The following is an 11,715-nucleotide window of genomic DNA, read 5'->3' as shown; positions in this document are numbered from 1 at the left end:
ATGTTTAGTTGTTGCGCGCATCAAAGCGATATGGTTCCGAGGTGCTTGTGAACGATGAATTGTGTACAAGATTAGCCATCGCAAAGAATCGAATCTGCCGTGTGTGGGGGTAAGGGTGGGCAAATGGGAAGGCGCGCTGATGGCGCTACCTGCCGGATCCCGTCTGGTGCTGCCGGTGATGGCAGCGACCGGGGGCAGCGGGCGCTCCACCGTGGCCGATCTGCTCGCCGGAGCGATGACCGTGGCCGGAAGCGGGACGGTTGTGCTCGACACCGCACCGCGCCTGTCCTCGCCCTGGCCCTCGTGGACGGTCGGGCAGGAAGTCGGAGGCCTGGCTGTGCTCCCGCCTGACCGGCCGCTGACCCGATCCGAGGTCCAGCGCGCGGCCGCCTGGCGGCCGGCCGGGCGGGGCGCGGGCTGGCAGGTGCTGACCGACAGGCGTGACTGGCACAGTCCGCCGCTCGCGCTTCCGCAGTACCCTGCCGCCTGGCTCCAGCTGGCTGCCATCGGCGGATGGCAAGCCGTCATCGCCGACACCACACACCCCGTCGCCCACGACATCCTTGACGCACGCTGCGCCGGGCGGATCGGACAGACCCGGGCCTGGTGCGAACTCCCCTACGCGGTACCGGTGCTGTGTGCGGCCGCCACCGCCAGCGGCGTCCAGGCCCTGCAACAGGCAGTGATGGCGCTGCATGCCGACGGCATGCAGCTGCAGCGCACGGTGGCCGTACTCGTCGCACAGACCGACGGACGGCTGCCCGCAGTCGTCCGGGCAGGCGCGACGATGCTGACCTCCCGCACCGCCGCCGTGGTGCACCTCCCGCACGACCCGCACATCCGTACTCACGGGCTGCGGACGGCATCCCGGCTGCGCTCACGCACCCGGCAGGCCGCCCACTCGCTCGCCCAGGCAGTCCTGACAGTGGCCGGCGCCACCTGGGGCATGCCGCTTCCCGAGGCGCCGCGCCCCGCGCCGCTCGCCGTCGCTTCCCCCGCTTCCAGACCACTTTGACGAGGTGTCGGCTATGACCTTGATGACCATCCTGCACACCTTGGCCACCGCCCCGGACCTGCACGTACTCGCCGACGGTAAGGACCCGATTGTCCCGAAATACAGTCCGGAACTTCCCGACGCGGTGAACACCCAGGTCAAGACGATCCTGTCCTGGACGGCCGGGCTCGGTCTCGCAGCATCAGTGGGCGGCGGACTGTTGGGATGGCTCCTGGTGGCTGTGGGCCACAACAGCGAACGCGCACAGCTGGCCGCCCGCGGCAAGCAGTCCGTGCTGTGGAGCCTGTTCGGGGCCGGAGGCATCGGTGTGACCAGCAGCCTCGTCCTCGCGTTCTACAACATGGCGAAGTGAGGCGGCGGCAGATGGACACCCACGACCGCAGCGCCCGGAAGGCTAAACTCACCCTCGCCGGGCTCTCCGTACTTGCCGCCGCAGGACTGGCCTCCGGAGGCGTCGCGGCCTACTCCCTTCTCGGAAACGACGATTCAGAGAAGGGCGCGACAGGCCACTCAGCCACGGCGAAAGCAGAGCCGTCCGCCACCGGATCCAACGGCAGCGGCAGGATGACCCCGGAGAAGGCGAAGAAGGTCACGCTGAGAGTCCCGACTGGGCAGCGGAACGGGGTTTCCACCGGCTTCCCTCACAGCCCGAGCGGTGCCATCTCGGCAGCTGTCTACTTCTGGGAGGAGTACGCCTTCCTCGACGATCAGAAAGCACGCCAGCAACTTGAGGCCGTCGTGTCACCGGATGCCGCTGGCTACGTCGACGAGCAGATCTCCGAAGTCCGCAAGATGCGTGAAGGTGTCAACCTGCCGTCGTCCGGCGGAACTCCCGCCGGGATCACCTTCACCACCACTGTCAACGCGGTCCGCGGAAAATCACTGACTCCCGACGGGGAGGTGGTGCAAATCTGGATGAACTATGACCGCTTCGCGACCACGCCTGAGAAGCCAACGGACGACGACCCGCTCAAGGAGGAGGACGTCGATTTCATTCTCAAGTGGCAGAACGGCCAGTGGAAACTTACCGACGAGCCGCAGTACTGGAAGAAGCGGAGCTTCCCCGTCTCTTACTTCCCCGAATCACCGTACGCGTGGGACGACGGCTGGGTGCAGGTGAGGCATGCGGACTGACCGGACATCGCGAGGCCTCTTCCGCCGCTTCGTCTGTCTCATGGTTGTCCTATTGGTGTGCTTCGGATCCGGTCTGAGCGCCGCCCCTGCAGCAGTGGCTGAGGACAAGCCGAGATGGCATCTCGACTACGGGCCTGACAGCGGCAAGAAGGCGCCAAACGACTGGTCCGGCGGTTCGACAGTAGGGATCGACAATAGGGGTCACTATTGCCTGTACGACGAGATCGACGAGACCAGCATCTGTCGACTGCCGGAGGCTGGCGAAATGCCCGGCACCGTCGACATCTGCGAGGGAGCTGACGGCACCGGGGCCCGGAACTGCTCCGAGGAGGGGCGGCGCGCCTTCGAGAAGCGTCGGCTGGAGACGTGGCGCAAGAACTACCCGAACAAGGCCGACGATCCCAACTACGAAAAGCTGAACAAGTTCATCACCGACTGTGTCAACAAGGGCGGCATATTCCGGGAGTGCCAGCGTGAGGGCGGCAACAAGTACCCGCCTAAGGCGAAGTCCCCGTTTACGTGGGTGGCCGGGAAGATTTCAGAGATGGCCTCGAACGCTCTGAAGGAGGCTGCCCGCTACATCGGCAAGTCCGTGGTATGGCTGCTGGAGGAGTTCGCGAAGGTCTTCAACGATTCGTCCACCATCGATCTGTCCAAGACCGGCATCGGTAAGCCGAAGGGCATCATGACGGTCCTCTCCTTGCTGATTGCGACCTTCCTGTTGCTGCTGCAGTTCGGGAAGGTGGCGATCAGCCAACGAGGCGAGCCCGCGGCGACTGCCGTGACGGGGCTGGCGAAGTGGGGGATCATCTCGTCGGTCTACGTGGTTGCCACGCAGACGGCTCTGACCTGGTCAGATGCCGTGTCCACCTGGATCATCAACTACAGCTTCCACGGTGGCGGCTCGGGTGCGGGCGATGCAACCAAGGCGATGCAGCAGCAGCTGGGCACCCTGTTCGGCGGCCTGATCACCGGTGGCGGCGGCGCGGCGACCGTGGGCACGGCGCTTATCACCGGTGAAGGTGTGACGGCCGCGGCGGTCGGTGTGATCATCGTGGTCGGCATCGTGTGCATCCTGGCGATCGCCGCACTGTGGATCGAGGTGCTGCTGCGGCAGGCCGGAATCATGATCCTGGTGGCGACCATGCCGGTGGTGCTGGCCGGGCAGCTGTCCGACTCGACGCAGGAGTGGTGGCCCAAGGCCAGGAACGCGCTGATTGCGCTGGTGTTGATGAAGCCGATGATCGTGCTCTGTTTCGCGATCGGGTTCGGTGCCATGTCCGACGGCGATGGTGTGCAGAACATGTTCGTCGGCCTCGTCATTTTCGTCCTCGCCTGCTTCGCGTGGCCTGTCCTGGCGAAGTTCATGACGTTCTCCACCGTCGGCGGGGGGAGCGCGATCGCCTCCGGAATCATGAGCTCGATCGGCTCGTCCGCCGCATCGATGAGCGGCGGCTACCGGCCGGAGTTGGGCGGGGCCGGGGCGGTCGGCGGAGGCAGCGCCTATACCCGTGCCCTGGAGCAGGACAACGCCCAGACCTCCGCCAGCGGCTCCAACGCCGTGCAGAGCATGGGCAGCGGCACCGGGGGCGGGAGCGGACGGACCTTCGGATCCCGGGTCGTGGGCACGATCGGCCTGCCCCTGCAGGTCCTCGCCGCGGGCAAGGACACCCTCGAGTCCGGCATGGCGAGCACCGCTGGCCACGCCGGTCTCGACCACGGGGCGGCTGGCGGCCGTCACGTCGTTATCGCACAGCGGCGCCATTCCGCCTCCGCCGGACAACCGCAGGAAGCGGACGACGGTGCGCAGAGCATGCTGCAGCCGGTGCAGCCGCCCAGCCCTCCGACTCAGGGATAGCCGATGACACAACCCATCACCTACAGCGGATGGCAGTCGGAGAAGTCCGGCTTCATGGGGCGGTTGTCCGGGCCCGGTTTCGCCCTGGTTGCCGTGGCCTGCGCGCTGCTGCTCACCCCCGTCAACCTGTCCAGCTGGGCCGCGGCCGCTGTGTGTGTGCCGCTGGCTCTGCTGCTGCTTCTGCTTGCCTTCGGGCGGGTGAGCGGGCTGAGTGCCGATGAATGGATCCTTCTGGCAGTGAGGCATCAGATTGCCGTGGCAAGAAAACAGAACATCTTCTCCAGCGGGCCATTCGCCCCCCGATCCGGCCGCACCGGACACCAGCCGATGGACCTGCCCGGCACCCTGGCCCGGCTCCGCATCCTGGAGGCACCCGATGGGCTGGGAGGGTTTCTCGGTGTCGCGCACGACCCGGTGGCCGGGACGTACACCGCCATCGCCCGTGTCTCCTTCCCTGGCCTTGCGCTGGTGGACAGCGATAAGCAGGCGGCCCGGGTTTCATCCTGGGCTGCGCTGATGCGCACGTTCTGCACCGAGGACTCGCCCATTACCCGCCTGTCCGTGCACCAGCGGTGCCTGCCCGACGACGGGGCGGCCCTGCGGTCATGGACTGCGCAGTACATCACCGCTGATGCCCCGTCGGCAGCGGTGAGCGCGCTGGCGGATGTGATGGAAGGGGCCGGCCCCGCGGCGACGTCCCGCGAGACGTATCTGTCCATCACCTTGTCGGCGGCTCGGGCCCGTCTCGCCATCAAGGGCGCCGGCGGCGGCCAGGTCGGCGCCGCCGCCGTCCTGGTACGCGAGCTCCACGCACTCGGCGGAGCACTGAGCACCGCGAGCCTGCAGGTCGTCGAATGGCTCTCCCCGCGGGGGCTGGCCCAGACCGTGCGCACCGCGTACGACCCCGACGCCCAGGTCGCGCTCGCCAACGCCAATGCCGCCGCCCGGACACTGGGATGGGAAGGCACCGAAGAAGGCGTCGCCACGGACCTCGCCGGGCCCGCGGCCGCCGAGACCGGATGGGGCACCTACCGCCACGACGGGGCCTGGACGGTCACGTACCAGGTGCGGAGCTGGCCGCAGGCCCAGGTGTACGCGACGTTCCTGCAGCCGCTGCTGCGCCCGAGGCGCAATGCCCGGCGCTCGATGAGCCTGGTCTACGAACCGCTCGGCCCGCGCCGGGCCCGCCAGGAGCTCGCGAAGGAGAAGAGCAAGCGGTCCTCCGCCCGGTACCTGCGGGCCAAGACAGGCCGGGACGAGAGCGAGGACGAGCGCCGCGAGGTCAACCTCGCCCGCGCCCAGGACATGGCCCGCGCGTCCGGCCAGGGCGTGGTGCGGATGACCGCGGTGCTGTCGGTGACCGTCACCGACCTGGAGGAGCTGGAGACGGCCTGCGCGGAGATGCAGGCTGACGCTGCGGCGGCCGGCCTGGAACTGCGGCGCATGTGGGGAGCCCAGGACGTCGGGTTCGCCGCGGGCGCGCTTCCGCTCGGCCAGGGACTGCCCGACCGACGGACGGGATTCTGATGGGCCTCCTCACCCGCCGCCGCACAGGCGACGACACCCTGCTGAATGCCGCCGGGATCGGCGAGGCCACCGGCATCAACACGACGTTCGTCCCCCCTCCGGCCGGGCCGACGGCGGCCGAGCAGCGCGCCGCCCGACGTCTCGAAGATGCCGACACAGTGATGCGGATCGCCCCGCGCAAGGGGTGGGCGCACCCGTATGCGGGGCGGTCCGCGTCCCTGCCCCGCACGGAGGTGGTGCGCGCCGACACCGGCAATGCGGCTGGCGCCTACCCGTTCCTGCACGCCGGGGCGCTGCCGCCGGTCGGGGCGTACATCGGCCACAACACCCTGACCACGCAGGCGTTCTCCGCCCATCCGGCGGTCTGGGTCCGCGAAGGACTGTGCACCAACCCCAACGTCATGATCACCGGTATTCCGGGGTCGGGGAAGTCCGCGCACATCAAGGCCCTGTGCTTCCGGCTGATGGCGTTCGGCCACCGCACCCTGATCGCGGGCGACGTGAAGGGCGAGTACGAAGGTCTGTGCCGCCACCTGGGAGTCGAGCCGGTCCGGCTCGGCCCCGGCCTGCCCGGCCGCCTCAACCCGCTGGACGCCGGCCCCCTCGGCGCGGGCCTGGACCGGATCACGGACTCGGCCGAACTCCGCAGCCGCCTCCAGGAGATCCACCGGCGCCGACTGACCCTCCTCAAGGCCCTGCTGGAGCTCCAGCTCAAGCGGACTCTGCAGTCACAGGAGGAGGAAGCCCTGGACGTCGCGGTGCGGGAGGTCACCGGCGAGCTGTACGGACAGACCCGGCTCGCGGTGCCCACGCTGCCGCTGGTCTACGACAAGCTGCGCGACCCCACGGACGAGATGGCTCGGGAACTCCGGGTCCGCGACGGCGAAGTGCAGCGGGCCCGCGAGCAGATGGCCACCATCCGCTCGGCACTCGGCTCCATGGTCAACGGCCATCTGGGAGGACTCTTCGACCAGGAGACATCCATCGGCCTGGACTGGCAGGCCCCCATCCAGTCTGTCGACATCTCCGCCCTGGAGCAGTACGGCGACGAGACGGTCGCCATGGTGCTGTCCTGCGTCTCCTCCTGGGCACAGGCGGCGATCGACCGGCCCGGCCAGCGGCCGTGGGTCGTCGTACGGGACGAACTGTGGCGCCAGATGCGCAGTGGCGGTGCGGCCATGGTCCGCAAGATCGACGCCGACCTCAGGCTCTCCCGGGCGACCGGCACCATCCAGATCCTGGCCACCCACCGCCTGTCCGACTTCGAGAGCGTCGGTGCGGCCGGCTCGGAGGCCGTGGCGATCGCCAAGGACCTCATCTCCTCCTGCGAGACCCGCATTCAACTCGCCCAGGACACCCGCCCGCTGCAGATCACCCGCGAGGCGATCGGACTCACCGACGCCGAATGTGACCTGATTGGTTCCTGGGGCGCCGGCCAACGTGGCCGCGCCCTGTGGAAGGTAGGCCGCGGCGGTGGCTCCCACGCCGTCCAGCTGGTCCTCTCCCACACCGAGCAGAAGCTGTTCGAGACCGACGAGCGGATGGTCGTGTGATGGCGACGGAGAAGAGCGGCGGCCCGTCCACCGCGGGTATGGACGACAACACCCTGCTTGCCGCCTACGGTGCGGGCGCCCTGGTCGCGGTCGGGGGCGCTGTGCTTCTGGCCGCACCGCTCGCCTCCCTGCTGTCCGGGCACGGGTGGGCGACGCGTACCGACAGCGTCCCGGCGACCGTTCTCACCGCCCTCGTACGCGGCCCAGGTGCCGCCTACGACCCGGCCCCGCCGGCCTGGCTGTTCTACCTGCTCGCTGTCGTCCTGGTCGTCGCCGTCCTCGCCCTGGCCGTCAAAGCCGTCAGCCTCCTTGACCGCAGCGGCCGCACCGGCGGCGCCCAGTGGGGCGGTGCGAAGGTGGAACGCAAACTTGCTGCACCGCAGGACCCGGTCAGGCGAGCCAACCGGATCACCGCCGGGCGCGGGATGCGGACCAAGAAGATCGTGGCCGCCCAGCCCAACATCTCCGCCACGGTGTTCGGGGTGCCCGGGTCGTCGAAGACGACAGGACTGGTGTTGCCGAATGCCGCCGAGTGGCAGGGACCCCTGGTCGTGACGACCACCAAGGCCGCCGACCTGGACATCATCTACGCCCGGCGCCGGCACTTCGGCCCGGTGTGGGTGATTGCTCCCGCCGGCATCCCCGGCCGCACCACACAGAAGTGGTCCCCGGTGGACTACTGCACCGACGCTAAGGCCGCCGACCGGATGGCTGCGTGGATGGCAGAGGCCTCCTCCTCCGGCGATGACAAGCGTGCCGCCCCCTGGATCGACCAGGCCAAGAGCGTCCTCAAGGGCGTCCTGCTCGCCGCGAACCTCTCCGGCGGCGGAGTCAGCACGATGCGCCGTTGGCTCGGGCTGGGCAAGGACGCCGTCGACCACGTCCGCGCCGTCCTGCTGCAGCACGGCTACACCGAAGTCGCCGACGACTACGCCTCCCCCTGGCTGCGCCTCCACGAGGACGGTATCGGCTCGATCCAGTTCAGTCTCAACGTGCTGGCTCGCGTCTACGCTGACGAAGAAGTCCGTGAAACGTGCTCGGGCACCGACTTCACCGTCGAGGAGCTTCTGGAGCAGTACGGCACCGTCTGCCTTATCGCGTCCGAAGCCGACGCGGAGCGGTTCGCCCCGCTGCTGACCTCGATCATCGCGTCGATCATCCACGGTGCTGAAGTCCGCTACAGCACCGCCGGAAAGCCGCTGGACCCGTCGCTGGGCGTCATGGTCGACGAGGCCGGCAACATGCTCCGCTACCCGAGGCTGCCGAACATCCTGACCACCGGCCGGGGCATGGGCATCGATGTCCTGACGGTGTGGCACGACCTGTCCCAGCTCCGCGACCGGCTCGGCACGCAGAAGGCCAACACCGTGCTCTCCGCGAGCGGCCTGCGGATGCTGCTGCCCGGCTGCGGTGACTTGGAGACCCTGCGCTACTTCTCCGGCCTGTACGGACGCACTGAAGTGATGCGCACCTCCCACGGCCGCTCCCGTGGCGAGCACTCCACCAACACCTCCGCCACCGAGACCGACCTCGCCCCGGTCCACTCCCTGCAACAGCTGCCGGACTTCACCGCGATCGCCCAGTACTCCAACCAGCCCCCGATCAAGGTCAGGATGCGGCTCACCTTCCGCGACAAGGACCTCAAGAAGCTGCTGACCGCCCCCGTTCCTCCGACGGGGACGGTCAGCTTCACCAAACCCGCCGCACCCGGGAAGGCCGACACCCGTGTCTGACGCCCTCGACAACCCCGCCTCCCTGTGGCCGACACCGACCGCCGCTAAGCAGGAGCCTCAGCGGTGGGTGTGGGCTGCCATGCAACCGCCGGAGCGGCGTGCCCGGATGCGCGAACTCGCGACCTGGGTCACCTGGCTGCGCCGCACATTCGAACTCCACAACAACATTCCGCCTTGCTGGTACCGCCACCCTCCCGTCGTCGAGCACCTGACCGCCCTGTACATCGGCTGGCTGCGCACCTATGCAGGCGAACAGGCAGCCGGGCGGGAGCTTGCCGAGGCCGACTGGATCAACACCCTGCACGCGTTCACGCCCCGCCTGCAGCTGGCCGCCTGTGCCAGCGGTCGCCACCAGGGCCCGCCGCCGCTGGTGCCGCCACCGCCCGACGCCGACGAGGCGTTCGAGGTGTACCTGGTCACCGCCGAGGCCACCACCACGGCGGCCGCGCATCCGGCGGCGGCCGAACTGGCTCGGCGCACCGCTGAACTGGACGCGCCGTTGTAGAGGTGTTGTCGCGCCGCAGAGACCGTACTCACGCGAAGGGAGGAATCGATGGGGGACGAGGGACGGTTTGCGCCTGAGGGGGTTGCTCTGCAGGCCGACGCCCACCCGATGGAAGTCGTTGCCTCCGAGCAGCAGCCCGGGGAACCGACAGCCCTCGCGACCGCACCGGTACCCGCCGTCCCGGAGCCGTCAGCGAGTACGACGAGTACGTGCCCGAAACCGTGGCGACGCCGGCAGCCCCAGAACCCCCGCCGCCCACCAAGCCGGACACTGCGACACTGAACGCCGCCCCCGTGCCGCAAAGCGTGGCCGCCGCTGCCAGGCAAGCCCACGGCTTGTTCACCCCCAAACCCGCGGTCCGGGTGCCCAGCGCCCGCGCCACCCGCCACTTCTGAAACGCTCGGCCCGGACACCGCACGGGCCAGCAATCCGCTGCCTGTGGTGCTGACCCCCGGCGCACCGCTCGGCCTCTTCGCCCAAGACGAGGACGCGGCCCCCATGAGCACGCCCACCGAGGAAGCCGATTTGGCCACCGGCGACGCGATACGCCCTGCACGCACCCCGCCGCACGCCGAAGCGATCAGCCAGCAGCGAGATGACGTCCCGGAGATCGCCGAACCGCTCCTGCCAGCCAATGTTCCGGAGCCGCTGCTCCCGCCCGCGACACCCGACCGTATGGAGAAGCCCCCATGGCCACACCCACCGTTGACCCTATCCAGGCGGCCGCCGAGGTCTCCCGGGTCAGCCAGCCGCCCGTCCCTGCCCCGCAAGCGGCGCCGCCATCCCCACTGGAGGAGCGGGCGCGAGCGAATGCCGAGGCGGCGATGCCCGAGGCGCAGCGCAAGCTTCCGCTGTGGACCGGAAACGACCTCCCGGACGGGGCGGGGTGGACCGCACGCGACGGGGTCCTGTACGACGGCTACGGCGCCCCGACATGGAAGTTGAAGACACCCGTTGGCGTCTCGACCCTGACGCAGGCGCCAGCGGTCCCGCCCGCAGCGTCCGCTGCTTCCACGGAAGCGGGCCGCACCGATCCGGGGAACGCCTATGGTCCCGCAGACCTGTGGGCTGCCAACCTCATCGAACCGGTGGGCCTGCCCGAGGCGTTCGAGCGGGTGGAGGAGGCATGGGCCGACATCGTTCCGCCCGACCTGGGCACCGCCCAGGACCTCCGCGCCGCCGTCGACAACGATCTGCGCATTCTGGAACAGCAGTGGCGGCGCACGGTGCCCAGCCCACAGGTTGCAACGGACAGTGTGGGTCCGCAGCCCGCGGCCGCTGCCTCCGCCAGTGCGGCCGACCCTCAACTGGCAGCCGCCGCGGTCAACACGGCCCTGCAGGAGGCCGATCGTCATGCTCCGGCGCTCAAGGACTCGCCGCAATGGCAGCAGCTGCAGACCGTCCGCGGCGCTACCGCCCATCTGTGGGACGTCATCAAGGAGAAGGCTGGCCCCTACTTCGAGCGGCTGGCCGACGACGTGCGCGTCCAGGGGTTCTGGCGCACGTTCTCCGCCCGCACCTGCGACACCATCGCCCGCTGGGCGCAGGCCGGGGCCGACCGGCTGCGCAGCGGCGCCACGCGCCCGGACCTGCCGACCGCCGAGGCGCTGCTCAAGGTCTCTGACGCGGCCCTGGCCTACAGCAGTCCGCGCAGCGAGCGGCCCGACGCCGTGACCGCCGCCCAGGACCAGAATCTCGCTGAAATCTGCCAGCTGCGCAGCACCTTGCGGTCGAACGCCCCGCTGCCGTACGCCACGCGGGACGACGCCATGAAGGCCTCTCGCGAGATCGCCAAGGCCTTCCAGGCCTGGGCGGACACCGAAATGGGCAAGGAGCTCAGCGCCTCCCCGCACCGCCGTGTAGCGGAGTTCCGCGAGGCCTGGCAGCAGCTGCCGCCCTCGGAGCTGCCTGCCGGTCCCGGGCCAGCGGCCGGGCCCTACAGTGCGGTGGCCGAACACGCGCAGGGGATCGTGCAGCGTGCCCAGGGCCAGCCAGGCCGGTTCAGCGCAGCCGACCTCGCCGCCCTGAAGACGATGGCCGATCTCGCCGCGCACCACGGCGGCCGACTCGCGGCGACCCTCCCACCGGGCCTCACCGGCCCTGCCACCCGGGCCGCAGCCGCCCAGCAGAGTGCGCCCCGCCCCGCGGCGGCGACCCTTGGGCCGGCCGCCCGGACGGGTGCGCCCCGTCTCTTGACCTGAGCCCGTCGTTGTCCCCACTGAGAACCGAAGGAGAACGCGCTGAGCACGCCGGAAGAGCCCACGGGCACGGTGGTGGAGGCGGTAAAGCTCGAAGCACCGCTACTACGGCTGTTGACGGACCCGGAGATCCTGGAGCGGGAGGCTTGGCTCCTTCGAGCGGAGGACGCTGCCCGACGCCTCGCGCAGCCA

9 protein-coding genes are annotated in these 11,715 nt (G+C 69.5%); all 9 read left to right on the top strand.

Annotation, left to right across the window (positions count from 1 at the left end; genetic code table 11):
* Nucleotides 1-115 precede the first annotated feature (115 nt).
* The 9 genes from ACNPQM_RS26310 to ACNPQM_RS26270 all read left to right on the top strand — a co-directional run bounded on the left by ACNPQM_RS26310 (nt 116) and on the right by ACNPQM_RS26270 (nt 11,526).
* Nucleotides 116-1,015, top strand: a complete 900-nt coding sequence (locus ACNPQM_RS26310; RefSeq protein WP_418085969.1) for a hypothetical protein — start codon at nt 116-118, stop codon at nt 1,013-1,015.
* A gap of 13 nt (nt 1,016-1,028) precedes the next feature.
* Nucleotides 1,029-1,367 (top strand): hypothetical protein, encoded by a 339-nt coding sequence (locus tag ACNPQM_RS26305; RefSeq protein ID WP_418085968.1) that lies wholly within the window; start codon nt 1,029-1,031, stop codon nt 1,365-1,367.
* Between the two features lie 11 nt (nt 1,368-1,378).
* Entirely contained in the window at nt 1,379-2,149 is a 771-nt protein-coding gene (locus tag ACNPQM_RS26300; RefSeq protein ID WP_418085967.1) for a hypothetical protein, read from the top strand.
* Between the two features lie 265 nt (nt 2,150-2,414).
* Nucleotides 2,415-4,007, top strand: a complete 1,593-nt coding sequence (locus ACNPQM_RS26295; protein WP_418085966.1) for a hypothetical protein — start codon at nt 2,415-2,417, stop codon at nt 4,005-4,007.
* A gap of 3 nt (nt 4,008-4,010) precedes the next feature.
* A complete protein-coding gene (locus ACNPQM_RS26290; protein ID WP_418085965.1) occupies nt 4,011-5,534 on the top strand; it encodes an SCO6880 family protein in 1,524 nt (507 codons plus the stop codon).
* Nucleotides 5,534-7,087, top strand: a complete 1,554-nt coding sequence (locus ACNPQM_RS26285) for a type VI secretion protein (RefSeq protein WP_418085964.1) — start codon at nt 5,534-5,536, stop codon at nt 7,085-7,087. Before ACNPQM_RS26290 ends, ACNPQM_RS26285 begins: the two co-directional genes overlap by 1 nt.
* Nucleotides 7,087-8,820 carry a type IV secretory system conjugative DNA transfer family protein gene (locus ACNPQM_RS26280; protein WP_418085963.1) on the top strand — a complete coding sequence of 578 codons (1,734 nt, stop codon included), beginning with the start codon at nt 7,087-7,089 and terminating at the stop codon, nt 8,818-8,820. The genes ACNPQM_RS26285 and ACNPQM_RS26280 overlap by 1 nt, the downstream gene beginning before the upstream one ends.
* Nucleotides 8,813-9,325 (top strand): hypothetical protein, encoded by a 513-nt coding sequence (locus tag ACNPQM_RS26275; protein WP_418085962.1) that lies wholly within the window; start codon nt 8,813-8,815, stop codon nt 9,323-9,325. The genes ACNPQM_RS26280 and ACNPQM_RS26275 overlap by 8 nt, the downstream gene beginning before the upstream one ends.
* A gap of 689 nt (nt 9,326-10,014) precedes the next feature.
* Nucleotides 10,015-11,526 carry a hypothetical protein gene (locus ACNPQM_RS26270; RefSeq protein WP_418085961.1) on the top strand — a complete coding sequence of 504 codons (1,512 nt, stop codon included), beginning with the start codon at nt 10,015-10,017 and terminating at the stop codon, nt 11,524-11,526.
* The last annotated feature ends 189 nt before the right edge of the window (nt 11,527-11,715 follow it).

Source organism: Streptomyces sp. NPDC056231 (assembly GCF_048270745.1).
Lineage (GTDB): Bacteria > Actinomycetota > Actinomycetes > Streptomycetales > Streptomycetaceae > Streptomyces.
This window is presented reverse-complemented; position numbering and strand designations above follow the sequence as displayed.

Excerpts from the sequence above, each read along its gene's own strand:
- ACNPQM_RS26290 (WP_418085965.1), top strand. The coding sequence starts at position 4,011 with ATGACACAACCCATCACCTACAGCGGATGGCAGTCGGAGAAGTCCGGC.
- ACNPQM_RS26270 (WP_418085961.1), top strand. The coding sequence starts at position 10,015 with ATGGCCACACCCACCGTTGACCCTATCCAGGCGGCCGCCGAGGTCTCC.
- ACNPQM_RS26285 (WP_418085964.1), top strand. The coding sequence starts at position 5,534 with ATGGGCCTCCTCACCCGCCGCCGCACAGGCGACGACACCCTGCTGAAT.
- ACNPQM_RS26280 (WP_418085963.1), top strand. The coding sequence starts at position 7,087 with ATGGCGACGGAGAAGAGCGGCGGCCCGTCCACCGCGGGTATGGACGAC.
- ACNPQM_RS26295 (WP_418085966.1), top strand. The coding sequence starts at position 2,415 with ATGCCCGGCACCGTCGACATCTGCGAGGGAGCTGACGGCACCGGGGCC.
- ACNPQM_RS26305 (WP_418085968.1), top strand. The coding sequence starts at position 1,029 with ATGACCTTGATGACCATCCTGCACACCTTGGCCACCGCCCCGGACCTG.
- ACNPQM_RS26300 (WP_418085967.1), top strand. The coding sequence starts at position 1,379 with ATGGACACCCACGACCGCAGCGCCCGGAAGGCTAAACTCACCCTCGCC.